General features: G+C 68.8%; 16 protein-coding genes. 3 read left to right on the forward strand and 13 right to left on the reverse strand.

What is annotated here, in order from left to right; genetic code table 11:
* Nucleotides 1–2: 2 nt before the first annotated feature.
* From AORI_RS67540 to AORI_RS67560, 5 genes are all read right to left on the reverse strand, one after another.
* Nucleotides 3–314: a hypothetical protein gene (locus AORI_RS67540; RefSeq protein WP_016335634.1), complete on the reverse strand. Its 312-nt coding sequence runs from the start codon at nucleotides 312–314 to the stop codon at nucleotides 3–5.
* Nucleotides 315–592: 278 nt separating this feature from the next.
* A complete protein-coding gene (locus tag AORI_RS67545) occupies nucleotides 593–1,519 on the reverse strand; it encodes a ribokinase (RefSeq protein ID WP_200870933.1) in 927 nt (308 codons plus the stop codon).
* A complete protein-coding gene (locus tag AORI_RS67550) occupies nucleotides 1,516–2,550 on the reverse strand; it encodes a phosphotriesterase family protein (protein WP_016335636.1) in 1,035 nt (344 codons plus the stop codon). The genes AORI_RS67545 and AORI_RS67550 overlap by 4 nt, the downstream gene beginning before the upstream one ends.
* A complete protein-coding gene (locus AORI_RS67555; protein WP_016335637.1) occupies nucleotides 2,543–3,538 on the reverse strand; it encodes a DMT family transporter in 996 nt (331 codons plus the stop codon). The genes AORI_RS67550 and AORI_RS67555 overlap by 8 nt, the downstream gene beginning before the upstream one ends.
* Before the next feature lie 31 nt (nucleotides 3,539–3,569).
* On the reverse strand, nucleotides 3,570–4,322 hold the full coding sequence (locus tag AORI_RS67560) for a glutamine amidotransferase (protein ID WP_016335638.1): 753 nt from the start codon (nucleotides 4,320–4,322) through the stop codon (nucleotides 3,570–3,572).
* Between the two features lie 111 nt (nucleotides 4,323–4,433).
* On the opposite strand from AORI_RS67560, the gene AORI_RS67565 reads away from it, so the two are divergent.
* Together AORI_RS67565 and AORI_RS67570 are read left to right on the forward strand one after the other, a co-directional pair.
* Entirely contained in the window at nucleotides 4,434–5,423 is a 990-nt protein-coding gene (locus tag AORI_RS67565) for a LacI family DNA-binding transcriptional regulator (RefSeq protein WP_016335639.1), read from the forward strand.
* The gene (locus tag AORI_RS67570) at nucleotides 5,420–6,478 is read left to right on the forward strand and encodes a M20 family metallopeptidase (protein WP_016335640.1); all 1,059 of its coding nucleotides are present in this window, start codon (nucleotides 5,420–5,422) and stop codon (nucleotides 6,476–6,478) included. The genes AORI_RS67565 and AORI_RS67570 overlap by 4 nt, the downstream gene beginning before the upstream one ends.
* A 103-nt stretch (nucleotides 6,479–6,581) precedes the next feature.
* Here the strand turns inward: AORI_RS67570 and dpgD are convergent, their stop codons facing one another.
* Nucleotides 6,582–7,385 (reverse strand): enoyl-CoA-hydratase DpgD, encoded by an 804-nt coding sequence (dpgD, locus tag AORI_RS67575; protein ID WP_081809709.1) that lies wholly within the window; start codon nucleotides 7,383–7,385, stop codon nucleotides 6,582–6,584.
* Nucleotides 7,386–7,438: 53 nt separating this feature from the next.
* A complete protein-coding gene (locus tag AORI_RS67580; RefSeq protein WP_043848999.1) occupies nucleotides 7,439–7,798 on the reverse strand; it encodes a helix-turn-helix transcriptional regulator in 360 nt (119 codons plus the stop codon).
* A gap of 127 nt (nucleotides 7,799–7,925) precedes the next feature.
* Between AORI_RS67580 and AORI_RS67585 the strand changes: the two genes are divergently transcribed.
* Nucleotides 7,926–9,176 carry an MFS transporter gene (locus AORI_RS67585; protein ID WP_016335643.1) on the forward strand — a complete coding sequence of 417 codons (1,251 nt, stop codon included), beginning with the start codon at nucleotides 7,926–7,928 and terminating at the stop codon, nucleotides 9,174–9,176.
* 73 nt (nucleotides 9,177–9,249) lie between these two features.
* Here the strand turns inward: AORI_RS67585 and AORI_RS67590 are convergent, their stop codons facing one another.
* The 6 genes from AORI_RS67590 to AORI_RS67615 all read right to left on the reverse strand — a co-directional run bounded on the left by AORI_RS67590 (nucleotide 9,250) and on the right by AORI_RS67615 (nucleotide 19,577).
* Nucleotides 9,250–9,960 (reverse strand): class I SAM-dependent DNA methyltransferase, encoded by a 711-nt coding sequence (locus AORI_RS67590; RefSeq protein WP_123798524.1) that lies wholly within the window; start codon nucleotides 9,958–9,960, stop codon nucleotides 9,250–9,252.
* A gap of 137 nt (nucleotides 9,961–10,097) precedes the next feature.
* Entirely contained in the window at nucleotides 10,098–11,576 is a 1,479-nt protein-coding gene (locus AORI_RS67595) for an aldehyde dehydrogenase family protein (protein WP_016335645.1), read from the reverse strand.
* Nucleotides 11,573–14,074, reverse strand: coding sequence for a pyridoxal-phosphate dependent enzyme (locus AORI_RS67600; RefSeq protein WP_228688185.1), 2,502 nt, complete (start codon nucleotides 14,072–14,074; stop codon nucleotides 11,573–11,575). Before AORI_RS67600 ends, AORI_RS67595 begins: the two co-directional genes overlap by 4 nt.
* A 21-nt stretch (nucleotides 14,075–14,095) precedes the next feature.
* Nucleotides 14,096–15,013, reverse strand: coding sequence for a GHMP family kinase ATP-binding protein (locus tag AORI_RS67605; protein WP_016335647.1), 918 nt, complete (start codon nucleotides 15,011–15,013; stop codon nucleotides 14,096–14,098).
* The gene (locus AORI_RS67610) at nucleotides 15,010–16,515 is read right to left on the reverse strand and encodes a lyase family protein (RefSeq protein WP_016335648.1); all 1,506 of its coding nucleotides are present in this window, start codon (nucleotides 16,513–16,515) and stop codon (nucleotides 15,010–15,012) included. The genes AORI_RS67605 and AORI_RS67610 overlap by 4 nt, the downstream gene beginning before the upstream one ends.
* Complete coding sequence (locus tag AORI_RS67615; protein ID WP_016335649.1) at nucleotides 16,512–19,577, reverse strand: non-ribosomal peptide synthetase; 3,066 nt, start codon at nucleotides 19,575–19,577, stop codon at nucleotides 16,512–16,514. Before AORI_RS67615 ends, AORI_RS67610 begins: the two co-directional genes overlap by 4 nt.
* Nucleotides 19,578–19,590 lie beyond the last annotated feature (13 nt).

Consider the following 19,590-nt stretch of genomic DNA (forward strand, 5'->3'; position numbering starts at 1 on the left):
AGTCAACGGTTGACCGAGAAGGAGCCGCTGCCCGGCGCGACATGGGAGCCGAACCCTTGACCGACCACCATGCCCGGTGTCAGGCAGAGCGGATCCGCGTGGACGACCACCTCCGACGAGCTCAGGTTGAGCAGAACGTGTGCGGCGATGGGAAGTTTGTTGCAGCCTTCGGGGTTCCGGTAGTTGTCCAGACGCTGGAATTCGGTGGAAAAGACCACCACCTCGCCCGCCGCCGCCAGAGCAGGCGGACTCGGCACGATCAGTAGTGCTCCGACGGCTGCCGCGCTCGACACCGCGGCGAAGAAACGGTTCATCGCATGCCTCCCACATCCAAGATCACGACTTCTCTCCGCACGCTAACAGTCACTCCGTGTCAAACTTTTGCTCACGGCGGATCTTCACGCGCGCAGGTTGCGGCCGCTCGGACAGGGTCATCCGGATGGTGGCGTCAAGCGTTCCCTGTGTGACAGTCGAGAACGCGCCGTTCACATGAAGGAGTGGAGGGTGTGGTCGTCAGGACGAACGGGGACTACTCACGTTGAAGGTCGGGAAAGTGGGTTTCGCGACATGAACGCGATGTTCGCCTTATCCCTCAAGAGAATCCGGCGACCTCGGCCGCAGTCGGCAGCGAAGGATGCGCTCCGTGCCGTGTCACCACGACCGCGGCCACTTTCGCCGCGAAACCGCAAGCCGCCACCACATCCGCGGTCGTCGGCTCACCGGGGATTTCCGCGAGCCGGGCGGCGAGCGCTCCGACGAACGAATCCCCCGCGGCGGTGGTGTCCACCGCCCGTACCGCGACGGCCGGGACGTGCGTGGACGACGACGCGTCGAGGACGGCACAGCCCGCGGCCCCCAGCGTCACGATCACCCACCGGCATCCCACGGCGGACAGTTCGGCCCCGCCGCGCCGCAAACCGTTGCCGTCGAACGGATCCTGACCGGTGAGCTGCCGGAACTCGATTTCGTTCGCCACCACCACATCGCTGAGCGGCAACAGCTTTTCGGCCGCGTCGCCGACGGGAGCGGTGTTGAGCACGGTCAACGCGCCACGGGAGCGAGCGGCAGCGAAAGCGCGTTCCGTCGCTTCGGCAGCCGCCTCCAACTGGCCTGCGACGACGCGAAGCCCCGGCAGCTCATCAATCGCCGCTTCGGCCGCGGCCGCCGGGATGTCGGCGTTCGCCCCGGAGACCACGACGATCGAGTTGACGCCCTCCGCGTCGACGGTGATCGCCGCGCGGCCGGTGGGCAGCGCCGACCGGCGCACATGGGTCACGTCGGCGCCCTCGGCGAGCAGGGCTGCCAGGTATTCGTCGCCGTCCTCGTCCTGGCCGACGCAGCCGATCACGGCCACTTCCGCGCCGAGCCGGGCGGCGGCGACCGCTTGGTTGCCACCCTTCCCGCCCAGCTCCCGGCTCGTCGAAAACCCCATCAGGGTCTCCCCCGGCTCCGGGATGCGCGGCGCGTGGACGATGTGATCGACGTTGAGCGACGCGATCACGGCTATTGCCCGGCTCATGCGGTCAGCCACCGGGCCGGGACGTCTCGCATCATCCGTGCCACGGCCTCGGCGGGCACGCCTTCGGCTTCGAGCAGATCGGCGAAGATCGTCGGTACGAACACGAGTCCGTTCCCGCCGTTGTGCGTCCACATCTGCTTGAGGAACAGGTCGTGCGACAGCATGATCCGGTCGCCGAAGCCCTCGTGCACCCATCTCGCCACGGCGCGAGCGGTCTGGGAAACCGTCGGGGCGACCCCTTCGCCGGGGAACGAGATGTCGAGGCCGATCATGTCGAACTCCAGCAGCACGCCGCGTTCGAGAAGCTCGCGTTGGTATCCCGGGTCCTCACCGGACGGATCGCTGTGCGCGAGCGCGACTTTGCCCGGCAGCGCACCGCATTCCTCCAGCACGAGGTCGAGCACTTCGTGCCCGCGGCGCTGCCAGCCCGGCATGTGGATGTTCAGTCCCACGGAGGGCCGCTCCGCCTGCGCGAGCGCCGCGGCCCGCAGGGACGCCCGCTCCCCGTCGGTGAAGAACGGCGAGACGCCGACCTCGCCGATGACACCGGCCCGGATCCCCGTCTCGCCGGCACCCTCGTCCAGTTCGGCGAGGATGCGCTCGGTCTGCGCGTCGACGGTGACCGCGGTGATGCGCTCCCCCTCGAACTTCTCCAGGTACGCACCGGTGCCCATGACGATGGTGACCCCGGTGGCCTCGGCCACCGCCGCCAGGGCGAGCGGATCCCGGCCGATCGCGGCACTGCCGGTCGCGTCGACCAGCGTGCCGCCGCCCGCCGCGGCGAAGGCGGTCACCTCGCGCACGACGCTCGCCCGGTCCTTCGCCGCCACGTTGTCGGCGCAGCAGTAGGGATCCTGGCGGAGCAGGAACTGCCACCCGGGTCCCACTTCCGCCTCGGCGAGCGGCCGTGTGGAGGCGTACGAGGGCTCCGCGACCGCGGAGGACAGATCGTTGAAGAGGTGCTCGTGCGGCAGCACCAGCCCGAGGTCCGCCGCGTCGACCGGTCCGAGAACACCGCGCACCTCAGCCACGGCGCACCTCGGCGGGCTGGGCGAGGACCGCAGGTTCGGCCGTGTGCCGGGACGGGATCATCGCGATCGCCGCGGCCGCCAGGGCCACGACCGCACCGATGACGGTGACCAGGTGGAGGCTGGACCCGGCCGCGGGGGCGACGAGTTCGAGCAGCAGCGACCCGATGAGCTGACCGGCCGTGGAAGCCAGCCCCAGCAACAGAAGTCCCAGCCCGCGCACCAGCAAGGCCATCAACGCGATCGACATCAGGCCGAGCGGCCCGCCGAAGTACATCCACCAGGTGCCCGGCAACGTGAAGTGCGCGCCCGAGACCGCCATCCGCACCACGTACACGAGGCCGAGCGCCACGAAGCCGATGAGGAAGTTCCAGGTGATGGACACGAACATCGAGCCGGACAGCAGGCCGACCTCGGAGTTGCCGGCGGGCTGCCAGCCGGCGAGCAGGCCACCGACGAACGGCATGATCGCCAGCGCGATCATGTGCGGGGCCGACCAGTTCGGCGAGACCACCAGCACCGTGGCGCAGATGGCCAGGATCGCCCCGGCCACGCGCGGCGCGCTCATCGCCTGCTTGAACGGGACGCCGATGCCGAGGCGGTCGCACACCACGCCGGAGATGACCATGCCGGAGATCAGCGACGTCTGGAAGATCGCCACCCCGAGGAAGCCCACCGTGACACCTTCGGAAAGCACGATCACCGCGCCGCACAGGCCGGCGAAGAAGTTCCACCGCGGGATCTCCCCGCGCACCAGCTGACCGGGCAGCCGGAAGAACGCGTCGCGCGTCCGGGTGCGTGCCAGCACGAGGATCAGCATCAGCACCAGGCCGGTGCCGAAGGACACCAGCGCGGCGGCGTGCCCGTCGGCGAGCGCGGTGCCGAGATGTCCGTTGACGAGCGACTGCAACGGGCCGAGCATTCCGGCGAAGACGGTAGCAATCGTCAGGACGACGACCGAAGCCGCGCGGCCGGTGGGTGACGTACTCATCGAATCCTCCTTGATCCCGAGTGCGCGCGGCTCAGATTTCGCGACCGGCGAGCCAGCTCATCGCCTGCGCGAAGAGCTTGCCGTAGCCGCTCCAGGCCATGAACTCCTCCGGAGCCCAGTGCGGGGAGATGTCCGAGGTGAACGCGAGGGTGCGGCCGCGGCCGACCTGGCGCGCGGCCAGCATGACGTCGCCCTCGACGGTGGCGAGCAGCTCCGCGTCCGGCTTCAGCGTGGTGTGCTGGTAGCCCAGCAGGATCGGCCACTCCTGGTCGAGGCCGGAGACCACGGGGTGCCCGGGCCGCACGACCTGGGCACGCACGCCCTCCGGCGTCTCGACGCGGTCGTCGTACGGGTCGATGTCGACCGGGAGGATCTCCTCGATCGGCGTCCGGTGGTAATTGGCCTTGCCCTCGAAACCCTGGAAGCTCAGGTAGCCGCCGGCCATCATCAGGCCGCCACCGTTCGTGACCCACTCGCGCAGCAGCTTGAGCCGGTTCGGCGTCGGACGGCCGCGGGTGAACGTGTCCGGGTGCAGCAGCAGCGTGTTGGCGCCGATGTCGGAGAGCAGGACGACGTCGTAGGCGTCGAGCTCCTCCAGCGTCTGCGGGAACTTCTCGGCCACGTCGTGCGAACGCAGATGAGTCACCTCGACCCCTTCCGCCGCCAGCGCCGCCAGCAGCCGCTCGCACCCGATCTCCACCTGGGTGTGCGCGAACGGGTCGTATCCCTTGTGATCGATGGTCGCACTGACCCACGACTCCCCGGCTAGCAGGACCTTGACCATCGACGACTCCTTCGGGCGAAAAGCCTTTGCGTATGTTGCGCAACTTAGCGCAACGCCGCCAATATAAGATGCGGTCGCAGTCGCCGTCAACGCTCAACGGGGAGGAGCCGGATGTCGCTGGCGAAGGTGGCCCGAGAGGCCGGAGTGGCCGTGTCGACGGTGTCGAGGTATGTCAAGGGGGAGCTCAACGTCGCCTCCGAGACGGCCCGGCGCATCGACGCCGCGCTGTCGGCCGAAGGGCATCCGCCCGTGCGGAAACAGGTGACCGGCCTCAGCCTCGGCCTGGTGGTCCCGTCGCTGGACAACCCGTACTTCTCCACGCTGGCGGACGCCGTGGTCGACGCCGCCGCGACGGACGGCGTCGACGTGCTCACCGCGCTCACCGGGTCTTCGCCGTCACGGGAGCGCGCCGCCGTCGAGCGCCTGATGCGCGTGCAGGACGTGGGCGGGCTGATCTACCTGGGGATGAACTCCACCAACGAAGCCTTCACCAGCCGCCTGGCAGGCGATTTCCCGGTGGTCTTCCTCGACGAGTACGTCGAAGCGGCCGGACCGCGGATCGCGCACGTCACCGCGAACAGCTTCGGCGGCGCCTACCAGGCGACCACCCACCTGCTCTCCCAGGGCCACCGGCGGATCGCCCACGTCGGCGGACCGGCCGGGCTGCGCACGGCCGACCAGCGCGAGGCGGGCTACCGGGCCGCGCTGAAGTCGCACGGGATCGAGGCGGACGAAGCGATGATCGTGCGCGGCGCCTTCAGCTCGGCGTTCGGCATGAACTTCTTCGCGCATATGGCGCGGACCGGCGCGACGCCGACAGCCGTGTTCACCGCCAGCGACATCGCCGCGGTCGGCCTGCTCGAAGCGGCCCGCCGCGCCGGGATCTCGGTGCCGGGAGACCTTTCGGTGATCGGCTGCGACGGGATCACCCTCGGCGAATGGACGTCGCCGCGGCTGACCACCGTCGCGCAGCCGACGGAACAGATGGCCCGCAAGGCGGTCGACGAGATCACCCGCCTCGCGGCCGGCCGCGACGCGGGCGATCATGTGCTCTCCATGCGGCTCGTCGTCCGTGAATCGACCCAGGAGTACTCCGCATGACCGACGAAGCCCTCGCGCTGCTGCGCGATCTGGTGCGCCAGGACACCACCTCCGGCGACAGCGCCGCACAGGCCGCCGCGCAGGAACTGGCCGTCTCCTACGCCACCGCCGCCCCGGGTGTCCGCGTGCTGCGGCGCTCCACCTCCGGGCGACCTTGGGTGCTGGTCGGTACCGAATCCGGCGACGGGCCGCTGTTCGTGTGCCATATCGACACCGTCCCCGTCGGCTCCCCCGCGCTGTGGGACCGCGCCCCGTTCTCCGCGGACGTCGACGAGGAGTTCCTGCACGGCCGCGGCAGCGTCGACATGAAGGGCGGGCTGGTCGCCGCACTGGCCGCGTTGCGCAACGCCGCGGAAGCCGGTGCGCCGGCGCAGGTCCTCATCACCAGCGACGAAGAGATCGGCTGCCGGGGCGCGGCCGAGGCGTCGGCCTCGCTGGAGCTGACGCCGCGGATCGTCGTGGTGCCGGAGGCGACCCGGAACCGCGTCTCGCTCGGCCACCGCGGCGCCACCTGGCTGCGGCTCGCCGCGGAGGGGAAGGCGGCGCATGGTTCCACGCCCCGTCTCGGCCGCAACGCGATCCGGTTGCTCGCCGACCGGGCCCTCGGCGCGCTCGATTCCCTGCCGTTGGCCGCCGACGACTACCTGGGCGAGGAAACCGTCAACGTCGGCACCTTCGAGGGCGGGACCGCGACGAACATCGTGCCCGCGTCGGCGGTTCTGACACTGGATGTGCGCACTGTGGACGGTGGAGCGCCGTCGATCGCTTGGGCCTCGTCACTCGATCCGCACATCAGCGCGGAGGTGGATCTCGATCTGCCCGCCGTCCGGACGGCGCGGCTGCCGGAGCTTCTCTCCGGCCAGACGCCCGCGCCCGCCGCCACTTACTTCACGGACGCCTCGGCTTTGGCCGGGTCCGTGGGCGGCGCGCCGATCGTGATCTGGGGGCCGGGAGATCCCGGGGAAATGCACGCGGCGAACGAGAAGCTGGAACTGGAATCGTGGCGGCGGGCTTCGCGTGACTACCTCGAACTGGTCTTGGCCGCCGCACGCTGAGCGATTCCTTGCCACCGAAAGGCAACTACCACGTCAACGTCATGGACCGAGTCCATGAGCCGGCCGCGTCGCGCCCACAGCCGACCGAGATCGCAGAGCTCCTTCAGCAGCCCCGCCAATGGGGTGGCCGGTTCTCCGCGAACGCCGCCGCGCCCTCGGCCGCGTCCGCACTGCACATCCGCCTCTCCTCCCAGTGGTAGCGGGTCATGAACGCTTCGTCGACGGCAAGGTGGTGCGATTTCGACACCACCTCCTTCGTGGCGAGTACCGACAGCGGGGCGGCCGCGGCGATCTCGTCCGCCCAGGCGTCAACGGAGGCGTCCAGTTCAGGTTCGGAGACGACCTCGTTGACCAACCCGAGTTCGTACGCCCGGGCCGCGCTCATCGCCCGGCCGGTGAGCAGATGTCCGATGGCGATTCGATACGGGATCTGCTTGGGCAGGCGGATCGCGCCGCCCGCCCCCGCGATGAGGCCCAGCCGGACTTCCGGTAACGCGAAACTCGCTCTCACCTCCGCCACAACCACATCACAGGCCAGCGCCAGCTCGAAACCACCGCCTATCGCATGACCGCGCACCTTGGCGACGACCGGCTTCACGAAGTCGAACCGCTCGGTGAAACGAGGCCAGCCTGGACGACCGAGACTGCCGATCGTGCTTCTGACATCGTGCCCGGCACGACGACGCTCAGCCAGCTCTTTGAGGTCTTGTCCGACACAAAAGGCCCGTTTCCCGGCGCCCGTGAGCACTGCGACGCGCAAGTCGCCGTCCGCCTCGAAGTCGTCCCAAACCTCGGTCAGCTCGGCGTGGGCACGGAGGTCCAGCGCATTGAGCACCTCCGGGCGGTTGAGGGTCACGTACGCGACTCGCCCACGTTTTTCGTACAGAACGCGAGAAGTCAACCCCACTCCTCAATTTGACTGGAGTCATAACTGTATCATCTACAGTTTAGTAGAGGTGACTATCGGTCGGCGAGCGCGGTCAACACCTTGCCCAGCGCGGATTGCGCCGCGGCGGATGTGTACGGACCTACCGCGACCAACGAGGCGATCAGCGCGGAAGCCTCACCAGGGGTCAGCGAGATCGACGGCAGCACGGTCCGCGCGTCGATGCTGTAACCGCCGCCGGGCCCGCGGTGGATCGAGATGGGCACGCCGGCCTCGCGAAGGCGGATGATGTCCCGCTCCACCGTCCGCTGGCTCACACCGGTCGCTGTCGCGAGATCCGCACCCTGTACACGGCGCGGCGCACGCACCCGCAAAAGTTCGATGATCGCGTGCTGACGTTCGACCAAGGGCACCGCCTGGTGCAGCTGAGTCATGCCCGCGATCCCGCCGGATCCGACCAAACGCCGCTGGCTCATTTTCCTCCGATCGAAGTCCGACAACCGACACCGCTCTGTCGTCTATCCGATCGTACGCTCGCCTTCTTCGCATGATTGGACGGTTATGCAGTCACTTTTCGCCCACCCTCGCGACTTCCGGAAGCTGTGGATCGGCCAGACGATCAGCGCTTTCGGTGACAAGGCGTCGCGGGTCGCCCTGCCCACTGTCGCGCTGCTGAGTCTCGGCGGAACGGCATGGGATGTCGGAGTACTGGCCGCTCTGCGCTTCTTGCCGTTCGTGCTGCTGGGCTCCGTGGTCGGTGTGTGGGTCGACCGGACTTCACGCCGGAAGATCATGATCTGGGCGGACGTCGGCAGACTGCTGGCGATGGGCTACGTCCCACTCGCCTACCTGCTCGACATCCTCACGCTCGGCCAGCTGTTCGTCGTCGCCGGCGTGGTCGGAACGCTGACGGTGTTCTTCGAAGTGGCCGCCCAGTCCTACATCCCGGCCCTCGCCGGACCGGACGGGATCGTGGCCGCGAACGAACGCATGCAGACCTCGCGCGCCGTCGCCGAGGTCGGCGGCGCGGCGGCCGCGGGCGGTCTGATGCAGTTCCTGGGCAACGCGCTGGCCATCCTGGCCGACGCACTGTCCTTTTTGGCCTCGCTGATCTCACTGCTGCTGATGCGTCACCGCGAGGATCCCGCGCCGGCGCAGGACAAGCCACGCTCCGCGCTACGGGAGGCCAGGGAAGGGTTGGCGATGCTGATGGCCGACCCTCGGCTGCGCAACCTGATGTTCGCGACGACCACGGTGAACCTCGGAGTGGCGTCCGGTGCCGCGATCATGCTGGTGTTCGCTTACGACTACGGGAAACTGAGCCCGGGTGTGGTCGGCCTCGCGTTCGCGGTCGGCACGGTCGGCCTCATCCTGGGCGCGATCACATCCGGCGCGATCTCCCGGAAGCTCACCGTAGGCCGAACGTTGACGCTGGCGATCCTGCTCACCGGGCTCAGCTATCTGCTGCTGCCGATCGGCGGACGCGACGCCGCACTGGTCACCATGCTGGTTTGCCAATTTCTGACCGGGTTCGCGGACTCGGTGTTCAACATCCACACCCTCAGCCTGGTTCAGCGGATCACCCCGCCGGAGATGATGGGCCGGGTGAACGGGACCGCGCTCTCCGTCGTGTGGGGCACCGGAACGCTGGGCGGGCTCACCGGCGGTCTCATCGGTACCGTGTTCGGCACTCTGCCCGGGCTTGTGGTGGCGGCCGCGATCATCTGCTGTGGCGCGGTGTTCGTCATCGCCAGCCCCCTGCGCGCCATCCGCGACGGAGCCCACGAACCAATGGCCAACGCGGTCGGCTGAGGCCGGCGGTGCGGGTGCCCGGAATCGGCGTGCCACCCGCACCGCACCATCACGGCGCGTATCCGGAATCGGACTATTGCTTCTTCCTGGCCATGAACCAGTCGAACGGATGGCCTCGCTGAATATGGGATTCGGATAGTTCCCAGCCCGCCCGCCGGAGACCATCGGCCAGCTCATCCGGCCCGAGCAGAAGGACGTTCTCGTCGAGAGTCACGGCCCCGGCCTCGGTGGACGTGGTAGTGCGCATCGTCATCACATCCCCCCCGGAGGGCTGGGCCAATTCGATGCTCACCGGGTTCCCGCTCGACGAAGAAATGGTGAAGCCACCGGACCGCAAGAGCATACGATAGGTTTCGGCCGAGTAATACTCGAAGCACAGAGGCGATCCGGGGGAAACACGGTCGGCGACACCGGCCAGCGCCGCGACAAGTTCTTCCTTGGTGGCGCAGTACGCGAAGGAACCCAAGGCGCTGTATGCGACATCAAAGGACATCCGAAAAGGCAACGGGTCACGGAAATCCGCTTCGACCAGCGTGACATTGCCGGGAACACCCTTGCGCCGAAATACCTGCAACATCGGAGCGGAATTGTCCACACCGACCAGACTCGCCGCCATGGACGATACCCAGGTCGCCACGCGCCCGGTTCCAACACCGAGTTCGAGCACATGAGCGCCGGTCACCAATTCAGGCAAACGGGCAAGCATACCGGTGACGTAACTCGGCTCACCCAAGAGCCGATCATAGATCAAAGCTGCGGATTCACCATACTGAACATCTTTCACACCAACCTACCTTAAGTCGATACGACCCGAGAGGGAAAGCCGTCGCCGGCCGCGCTCAGGCGACTGTTGCCATCGAATGTCGCGGCCGCGATCGCGGAATTCGGCACAGACCCGTCGGTACCGACCACGACATGCACCTAACCGTCGGCACGCAATCGCGGGCCCACCGGCAGTGAGAGGTGCCTGGGCAGCTGCACCGACTTGGTCTCGTAGAACGCTTCCAGTCCCGGCAAGCCGCATTCACGGCCGGTGCCGGACTGTTTGTACCCGCCGAACGGCGCGAGCACGTTGAACGGGCCTCCGTTGACGTCCACCAGGCCCGTGCGCAATCGGGCTGCGACGGCAACCGCCCGATCCGTGCTGCCCGACCACACCGCCCCATGCAATCCGTACCGGGTGTCGTTGGCGATGCGAACGGCGTCGTCCTCAGTGTCGTAGCCGACGACCGCCAGCACGGGACCGAAGACCTCTTCCTGCGCCAGCGCGGAACGCGGGTCGACGCCGCCGAATACGGTGGGACGCAAATAGTAACCCCTGGTCAAACCCGGAACCGGGTCCGCGCCGCCCGCGGCCAAGCGGGCACCTGCGCGCTCGGCGCGGCGAATGTGGTCGCGCACCCGCTCGAGTGCCGGCTCGGACACCAGCGGACCGATCTCCGTGGCGGCGTCGCGCGGATCACCGACCTGGTACCCGTCGGCCGTCGCCGCCGCCAGTTCGACCGCGTCGGCCACTTGGTCGTGCGGTACGAGGAGTCTGCTCCAGGCCAGACAGGCTTGTCCCGAGTTGAACGACATCTGGTCGACCGTCGCCCGCACGGCGGTGCCCAGATCCGCGTCGTCGAGCACGACGGAGGCGCTCTTGCCGCCGAGTTCGAGCTGGACGGTCTTGATGGTGTCCGCCGCGGCGCGGATGATTTCCTTGCCCACACCCGTCGAACCGGTGAAGGTGACCATGTCGACCAGCGGGTGGGAGACCAGCGCGGCACCCGCGGCGGGTCCACCGACGACCAGGTTCATCACGCCCGGTGGAAGGTCGGCCTCGGCGAAGACCTCTGCCAGCAGATAGGCGTGCAACGGGGTCAGCTCGCTCGGTTTCAGAACGACGGTACACCCCGCCAGCAACGCCGGCACGACCTTCTGCAGGGCGAGCAGCAGTGGCATGTTCCACGGCGTGATGGCCGCGACCACGCCCCTCGGCTCGCGCAGCACCAACGAGTTGCCGACCTGTTCACGTTGGACGAATCGGTCGAGCACCTCGGGAAAGCTCTCGACGAAGGCGACCGCCAGTCCGACCTGGGCCTGCCGCGCCATCACCACGGGGGCACCGACCTCGGCGGTGATCACCGCGGCGAGATCGTCCGCGCGGTCCCGAAGGCCCTCGGTGAACTTCGCCAGCACGCGGCGGCGGACCTCGCCGGAAGCGGCCGCCCACAAGGGAAACGCCGCCGTCGCCGCCGCGACGGCGCGATCGACGTCGACGGCGCCGCCGTCGGGCACTGTGGCCAGCGGCTGTTCCGAGCTGGGGTCGACGACGGCCAGTTCCTCCTCGGTGGCCGCGGACGTCCAGGCGCCACCGATCCATTGGTGCGTGCGGGACCGGACGAGCCCGGCCGTCACCGGGCGCCGCTGTCGACGCGGGTGAGCACCTGGACCAGAGTGGCCAGCGTGGGCTTCTCCAAGAACGTCCTGACGTCGACCTCGACGCCAGCCTCCTGCTGGGCCAGCGTGGCGACTCGGATCAGCCCCAGGCTGTCGCCACCGAGCTCGAAGAAGTCGTCGTCATCCCCGACCTCGATCCCCGGCAACACCACGGCGTAGCAGCCGAGAACCTGCTTCTTGACGACTTCGGACGGTATGGACATGGCATCTCCCGATCGGCTGGTACTTGAGTCAGGCTCGACGACAACGGTCAGCGTCTGCAGTGCGGCGTCGACGACGGCCAGCGCGCCCGCACGGTCGCCGGCCGCGGCTATCACGTGGCCGAGACGGTCGTAGGCGCTGCGCGGCGGGCGCACCCGTGCTCCCGCCGTGGCGCCCACTGCGATGTCGCGCACGCCGGCGACCCGCCACGCCCGGTCCGTACCTCCCACTGTGACGAGCACACCCTCCTCCGGAGCGAGGAGGAACCGGATCGCGGTGTGCGTGTCCACGGCGGCGGCAACCGGTCCGACCCGCTGCCCGGCGGACAGCCGCAGGTGCAGGTCGAGCAGGTCGACTCCGGCCGCGAGGCGGACGAGCTCGGGGATCATCCCGCCGGCCGGGCGCGGGTTGATCTCCACGACGGCTGGCCCGGCTGGGCCAAGCCGCACCTCGGTGTGGGCGACACCGTGGTCCAGACCCACGGCCTGTAGCGCGCGGGTGACGGCATCGGTGACCGCGGCCGCGGCCTTCGGAGCGAGCCCCGCTGGGAACACGTGGCCGGTCTCGACGAAGTGCGGGCCGGCGGTCGTCCGTTTCTCGGTGACGCCGGCCCACTGGGTCACGCCGTCCAAGGTGACCGTCTCGACGCTCACTTCGGGACCGGGAACGAACGCCTCGACAAGAACCCGACGCGATACAGGTTGGCCGCGCACGTTATGGGTGACGCCCAGGATGTGTGCCACGTGCGCGGCCGCTTCGTCCGGGTCGTCGCAGAGCCTGACGTTCATCGACCCGGTGTCGCCGACGGGCTTGACCACGCAGGGCAGCCCGACGACGGCGCACGCGGCGGCCACCTCCGCCGGATCGTCGACTTCGACGTAGAGAGGCTGAGTCAGTCCTGCCGCGGTGAGGATCTCTCGGGTGCGCGCCTTGTCCCTGCACGCGGCGACCCCCGAAGGACGCGGGCCGGGCAAGCCGAGGGCCTCGGCGACCTCGGCCGCGGCCTGGGCGTACAACTCGCTGGTGGTCGTGACTCCGGCGACAGTGGTCCGCTCGGCCCATCGCGACACGAGGTCCAGCAGGGCCGTGTGGGAGCCGGTGTCGCAACGGACGACCTGGATCCGCGCATCGGTCAGTTCGGGGTACCGCGCGGGGTCATCGGTGAAGAAGACCGGCTCGTACCCGAGTTCCCTGGCGGTGGCGAGCGCCAGCATCCCGGTGCCGGTGGTGTTCGACTCGATGAACACCAGCCGCTCCCGCACGGGCAGCCGCGAGCGGGACCAGCTGCGCACGACGGTGCCATAGGGTACTTCGGCCGGTTCCGCGGAGACGTCCTCGGCCAGCAGCCCGCGCTCGGCCCAGAAGCCGTCGTTGTAAACGGAGTCGACGTAGCGGTCTCCCCGGTCGGGCAGGATGCCGACCGCCCGGACGCCCGGCGCGGTCCGCGCCAGCCACCGCAGGACGTGGTACACCGAGCCTGACGTGTTGCCGCCGAAGATCTGTTGCTCTGCGGCGAGCTCGCGAGTGGCGGCGAACGCCTCGCGGTCGCCCAGCCAGTGCACCTCGTCGATGACCGTCGGGTCCAGGTTGTCCGGCCGCAGGCTGTTGCCCAGCCCGCTCTGCGTCCGGCCCGGCCGGTCCGGCTGGTCGAACAGGACGCTGCCGGTGGCGTCCACTCCGATGACGCGCAGCCCGGGCAAGGTCTCGCGGAGTGCCCGCGCGGTGCCGCACAGCGAGCCCCCGCTGCCGACCGCCCCGACGAGCACGTCCAGACCGCCGAGGTCGGCGAGCAGCTCGTCGGCCAACGCGCGGTACGCGGCAGGGTTGCGGGGATTGGCGTACTGCCGGGGCCAGAACGCCCCCGGAAGCTCGGCGCGCAGGTCGGCGAGCCGGGTTAGCCGGGCACTCTGCCAACTGCCGCCCACCATCGAGTCCACGACGTGCACAGAGCAGCCGAGCGCGCTGAGCTTGGCCAAGGTGATCGGGTCGATCCGGGGATCGGTGACGATGTGCACCGGGTGCCCCAGCCTGCCGCCGACCAGCGCCAGGCCCAGCGCCATGGTGCCCGACGAACTCTCCACGATCGGCGCTCCGGGCGACAGTTCCCCGGTGCGCCGGGCGTACAGCACGATTTCCCTGGCGACTCGGTCCTTCATCGCGAACTCGTTTCGCAACTCCAGTTTCGCGTAGAGCTCCGTGCCGCCGACATCGTCCGTCGCGAGCCGCACCAGCGGCGTGTGGCCTACTGCCGCCACAATGTCCTCGTACTGCACTGGTCAGCCCTCCCCGTCGCCGGGACGCCACGTGCGGAACAACGACGCGTAGCCGAAGTTCGCCGACACGGCGGTGATCGTTTCGGCCGTCTGGGTGGCGAAGCCCTCCGCACCCTCGTCGAGGAGGATCCCGACCATCGTGCCGCTGTGCGCGACGACAACGCCCAGACCGCCGACGCGGGCGCACAGGTCGACCATGTCCCCGAGCGAACGCTTGGCCCGCAGCCGCTGGTTCAGCACCGCGCTGCGGGTGGCGACTTCGCCGACGGCCCGCAGATCTCGCTCGCCGATGGCCCGGGTGAGCCGATCCAGCAACAGCCCGTATTCGTGTCGGTCCTCGGCGGTGTACGGCTTACGCACCTGGTTGAACTCGATCGTGTCCACCATGCCGCCCTCATCGACGGCAACGATCGCCAACGGCGGCAGTGTGCCCAACGGTCGGCGCAGCTCGGTGCGGCGGTGGTGGAAGGCAACGACCCCGTGGTGCATAACGCCATCGGAAGGCTCGATGCCGCGGATCAGGTCTTCGATGTCCGCGCCGGAGATCCACTTGCCGAACACCGCGGCCACCGCGCGCGCGGTGGCTACCAGGTCGGCCGACGAACTGGCCAGGCCCTTACCCTCGGGCAAGTTGCCGGTCAGCCGGAGTGTGCCCGAGGGCACCGCGCCCCACCGCTGCAGCATTCGCTGGGCCAGCAGACGCGATTTGACCTTATGCGACGGCTGCACCCACAGTTCGGTACCCGCCGGGTCGTGCTCGAAGCTCGCGGTGGCACTCAGGGTGATGGGGAGGGTGACCAGGAAATCCACACCCGGTTCGTCGATGGCGCCCTGCAGTAGTTCGCCGAAGGTGCCGAACGCGGTGCCTTCGGCCGTCCGACGGTTGAGGTCGCGTCCGGCAACCACGCTGGGTTTGGTCACCGGGTTTCCTTCCGATCATCGGGCACCAGGCCGAGGGCCGCATCGGTACGGGCCATGGCGTCGGTGACCTGGGCCCGCCTGTCCGCCCACAGCTCGCGCTGCCGCGCGGCTTCACGTTGTTGGTCAGCTAGTAGCGCGCGAACCGCGTCTGGGTGGGTGGAGCCGGAGGTGGCCCGGCTCAGGAGATTCGCCTCCGCTTCGAACACCCCGGCCAGCAGAGCCGACGGATCGGGCAGGGGGTAGCCCTCGGCGTCGGCGGCCTCAGCCAGCAAGGCAGGGTCTGCCGTGTCAGGAGCGAGGCCGCGCGCCATCGCGGCGACGATGTACCGGCCGACTATGACCTGCGCGGGCCGCCAAGGTATGCCTGCCGTCAACGTCATCCGGTTTGCCAGTGAGAACGCTCCGAGAAACTCGGTGCGGGCGGCGGCGGCCATCCGCTCGGGCACCGGGGTGAGGTTGTTGAACACGGCCTCGGTCAGGGCCAGAACAGACCGTGCCGTCGCCAGCGCTTGGGGCATAAATGCCATGGCCTCCTTGCCTACTTCGACGGAGTTGGCGAAGGCCGTGCCGCGCTGGGCCAGCACGATCGACAGGTGCAGGGAGGACAGATGGGCGGTACGACCGCGGATCCGTTCGAGCACCACGTAGTTCTTCTTCTGCGGCATCGCCGACGAAATCCCGCTCAGCCGGTCCGGGAGTTCGAAGAACCCGTGGCCGGCTCCGGTCCAAGTCATCAAGTCGGTGATGTGCCGTCCGAGTACGAGCCCGAACAGTGACAGCTCAGCGGTGACCTCCAGCGGCCACCCGCGGCCGGCGACGGCCACCAGCGCATGCGGACACGGGCCCGCACAGCCGAGCAGGTCGGCCAGCTCCGCCCGGTCCCAAGGCTGCTCCTGGCCCGCCATCGCGCCCGCTCCCAACGGGGACAGATTGCCCTCGTCGTAGCGATACAGCAGGGCACGTCCGGTACGGAGGATCTGCTCGCCGATCGCGGCGAAGGCGAACCCCGGGCTGATCGCCTGGGCAGCCTGGCCGTGGGTGTACCCGGGCATCACCTGGTCGATCCCACGCGCGGCGAGGTCGTGGGCGGCCGCCGCCAAACGCAACAGCCGGTCGGCGAGATCCAGCACACCGGTGCGCAGGTAAAGAAGATGAGCCGCGGCTTGCAGATCGTTGCGGCTGCGGTCAGCGCGCCAGGCAGGGGCGATATCGGCGAGCCCCGCGAGGACATGGCGTTCTATGGCGAAAGCGAGATCGGCCGCGTTCGCGCCCGGATCGGCGGACAGTTCGTCCGGAGTGAGCCGGTGAAGCACAGCGGCGATCCGCGCCGTGGCTTCCGGGGTCACCAGCCTCAAACGGCGGGCCTCGACCAGCAACGCCTTTTCGGCATGGACGTATCCGTCGAGCAGCGACGCGGCCTCGAATCTGAACTGCGGCTCCAAGATCTCGTGGAGGAGCAGATCCGCGGGCGGTTCGGCAAGACGGCCGGTCAACGCGCTCATCGGAGCACACCCCCGACGAGCAAGTCCACGACATCGGCCGAGCGGGTCCGCAGGAACAGGTGCCCACCGTCGGGGAGCTCGTGGAGGGTGACAGAGGTGGCCAACCGAGACCAGCCCGCCGGGCCGGTATCGCTGTCGTCGTCCGCGGCGGCCACCAGGGTGACCGGCATGGTGAGGCGGGGATGCTGCTCGGCGAGGTATCGCGCGGCGTTGTCGACGTCGTGACGGAACATCGCGCACAAGGCCGCGCGCTTGTCCTCGGAGAAGGTGACGAGGTCCCGATGACCATGCCGACGCACGAGCGTCTGGAAGAGGGCCTCATCGCCGGTGGCCGCGATCTCGGCGCGGTAGCCGGCGAGAGCGGCGGCCGTGGCTGGGGGTGGCGCGCCGAGGAAGACTCGGCGTGGCTCACGACCTTCGGCGGTGAGCCGATGCGCACAAGCCAGCGCGAGCGCGGCGCCCGCGCTGTGCCCCCACAGGTCCAGTGGCCCGTCGGTGGTGGCCTGAAGATCGGCGACGATCCGGTCCGCGGTGGCCTCGAGTGCGGCCAGCGGCTCTGCCGATCTCCAGAGGTCGTGGCCAGGCAGCTCAGCGGCCAGTACCCGTAGTCCTCGCTGGGCCGCCACGTGAGCCAGCGGCCGGTAATGGATGGTGTTGCCTGCCGCCGGCGGCAGGCACAGAACAGTGCCGGCCGCGGCGTCGGTCATGCCGCCGGACAGGTCGTGCACCAACATCGGCAAGGCCGGTCCGGCGGCGTGCACAGCGAGGTCGCCCAGCTTCGGGGTGGTCGTGAGAGCCTGCAAGGTGATCAGGCCGTCCAAATCGGCGACCACCGAGATCGCGGCGAGTGAGTTACCGCCCAGATCGTAGAAGTCGTCGTGGACACCGATCCGCTCGATGGGCACCTTCAACGCCTGCGACCACGCCGCGGCAATGCGTTCCTCGAGCACCGTGCGCGGCGCGACACGATCGGTGGTGCTCGGAGCGGCATGCGCGGCAAGGGCCTTCTTGTCCACTTTTCCATTGGCGTTCAACGGAAGCACGTCGAGCCGGCGCAGTGACCTGGGCACCATGTGGGCGGGCAGCCCGGTAGCCAGATGAGTGGTGAAGTCGATTTCGGTCTCGGCGGTGTAGAACCCAGCCAGGTTCCCGTCCTTGACCACCACGGCCGCACCACGCACGCCGGGCGCGGACAGCATCCAGCTCTCGACCTCGCCGAGTTCGACCCGAAGACCGCGGACCTTGACCTGCTCATCGCGGCGGCCTTGAAATTCCAGTGTGCCCCCTGGCCCCCATCGGCCCATATCCCCGGTGCGGTAGAGGCGTTCACCCGGGCGGACCGGGTCGGCGACGAACGCGGCCTCGGTGCGCTCAATGTCGTTGAGATAACCCCGGCCGACGCAGACGCCGGCGAAGACGATCTCGCCGGACGAACCGAGTGGCCGCAGCCGCAAGCGCTCGTCGACGACTCGCACGTGCACGTTGCGAATCGGATCGCCCAAGGGCATGACACCCCCCTCTGGCGGTTTCGTCAGCACCGCGTGCGTGGTGTCGTCAGAGGCTTCGGTCGCGCCGTAGGCATTGACCAACGGCACACCAGGGAACCGCTGAAACCACCGGTCGGCCAACTTGATCGGCAATGCTTCACCGGTGGCGCTGACGATGCGGAGGCTGTCGAGGCGTTCATCGTCCTCACCGAGATGGCGCAGCAAGAGGTCCAAATAGGACGGTACGACCTGCAGAACGGTAACGCCCGCACCGCGCACTGTTTCGAGGAAACGGGTCACATCACGAATGGCTGCGTCGGGCACGATGATCGTCTTGGCGCCCACGGCCCATCCGGCGATGAGCTGCCAAAGCGAGATGTCAAAGGACAGCGGCGCGTTCTGCGCCACCACATCGGCCGGGCCGACGGTGAAGTCCTCGATCTTGGCGAGCAGGTGGTTGAGCATCCCGCCGTGCTCGCACAGCGCGCCCTTGGGCTGCCCGGTGGAGCCGGAAGTGAAGTAGACATATGCGAGTTGCCCGGCGGTGACCGTCCGTTCGACAGGACCGTCCGGATGATCTCCGTCCAAGAGATCGGGCACCGTGGTCACGGTGACCGCCATGCCCCCGGTCGTGAAGACCCCCGTCACATCCGGGTCGGCCACCACGATCCGGCAGGCGCTGCGCTCGATCAAGGTCTTGACGCGATTTTCGGGATACTTCGGGTCGATAGGCAGGTACACTCCACCGGCGCGGAACACCCCGAGCACGGCCACCGGCCAGTCGATCGTGCGGCTGCTGGCCACGGCGACGACGTCCTCGTCCGCCACACCGAGCGTGATCAAGCCGCGGGCGATCCGGTCGGCACGCCGGTCGAGCTCAGCGTAGGTCAACTCGTCATCACCCGCGACGACAGCGACCGCGTCCGGGGTTCGACCGGCCTGCTCCGCGACGAGATCCGCGAAACGCCGGTCGGGCAACGACCTTACGGGGCCGGCCAAGTCGTCCAACTGATAGGCACTTTCGTTGGCAGACAACAACTCTGCGTCACCATGCGCCGCATCTGGCCCGTCGGCCAGCGCGGTCAAGGCCGCGACGTGGTAGCCGGCCAGCCTGACCACGTGCTCACGGGCGAACAGGTCGGCTCGATAGTCGAACGCCAACCCGAGCGCTTCGCCCACGCGCACGCGTAGCACCACCTCGTCGGCGATCAGATCGTCGTGGCCACAGTGGGAAAAGACCGTCTCCGCCTTGGCGCCTGGCACCGGGACCGCCGCGTGCACCCTGGCGACCAGCTCGCGCCATGAGCAGTCGGCTGCGGACACAGCGAGCACGTCGCCATCAGTGCCGACGAGCAGTTCCATCTCACCGGACACCGCATGCAGCACGGCCACGTGCGCGGTCAGCGACAGGACCGCCGCCGGCACCTCCAGCTCGGCGGCGAGCGCGCGGACTCGAGTGGCGAGGTCCACGGTCACGGCAGGGCCCCAGTTCTCCCACCGGCGAACTGCCTCAGCCGCCTGCCAACGCGGAATCAGCGCGGCGGCGAGATCGGCGACGGGTGCGCCATTCGTCATCTTTACCCCCAAT

Source organism: Amycolatopsis keratiniphila, from assembly GCF_000400635.2.
Taxonomy (GTDB): domain Bacteria; phylum Actinomycetota; class Actinomycetes; order Mycobacteriales; family Pseudonocardiaceae; genus Amycolatopsis; species Amycolatopsis keratiniphila.

Bases quoted from the DNA above. Each gene is read 5' to 3' on its own strand.
- AORI_RS67615 (WP_016335649.1), bottom strand. From the start codon at position 19,577: ATGACGAATGGCGCACCCGTCGCCGATCTCGCCGCCGCGCTGATTCCG.
- AORI_RS67545 (WP_200870933.1), bottom strand. From the start codon at position 1,519: ATGAGCCGGGCAATAGCCGTGATCGCGTCGCTCAACGTCGATCACATC.
- AORI_RS67560 (WP_016335638.1), bottom strand. From the start codon at position 4,322: ATGGTCAAGGTCCTGCTAGCCGGGGAGTCGTGGGTCAGTGCGACCATC.
- AORI_RS67565 (WP_016335639.1), top strand. From the start codon at position 4,434: ATGTCGCTGGCGAAGGTGGCCCGAGAGGCCGGAGTGGCCGTGTCGACG.
- AORI_RS67555 (WP_016335637.1), bottom strand. From the start codon at position 3,538: ATGAGTACGTCACCCACCGGCCGCGCGGCTTCGGTCGTCGTCCTGACG.
- AORI_RS67540 (WP_016335634.1), bottom strand. From the start codon at position 314: ATGAACCGTTTCTTCGCCGCGGTGTCGAGCGCGGCAGCCGTCGGAGCA.
- AORI_RS67580 (WP_043848999.1), bottom strand. From the start codon at position 7,798: ATGACTCAGCTGCACCAGGCGGTGCCCTTGGTCGAACGTCAGCACGCG.
- AORI_RS67570 (WP_016335640.1), top strand. From the start codon at position 5,420: ATGACCGACGAAGCCCTCGCGCTGCTGCGCGATCTGGTGCGCCAGGAC.
- AORI_RS67610 (WP_016335648.1), bottom strand. From the start codon at position 16,515: ATGAGCGCGTTGACCGGCCGTCTTGCCGAACCGCCCGCGGATCTGCTC.
- AORI_RS67585 (WP_016335643.1), top strand. From the start codon at position 7,926: ATGCAGTCACTTTTCGCCCACCCTCGCGACTTCCGGAAGCTGTGGATC.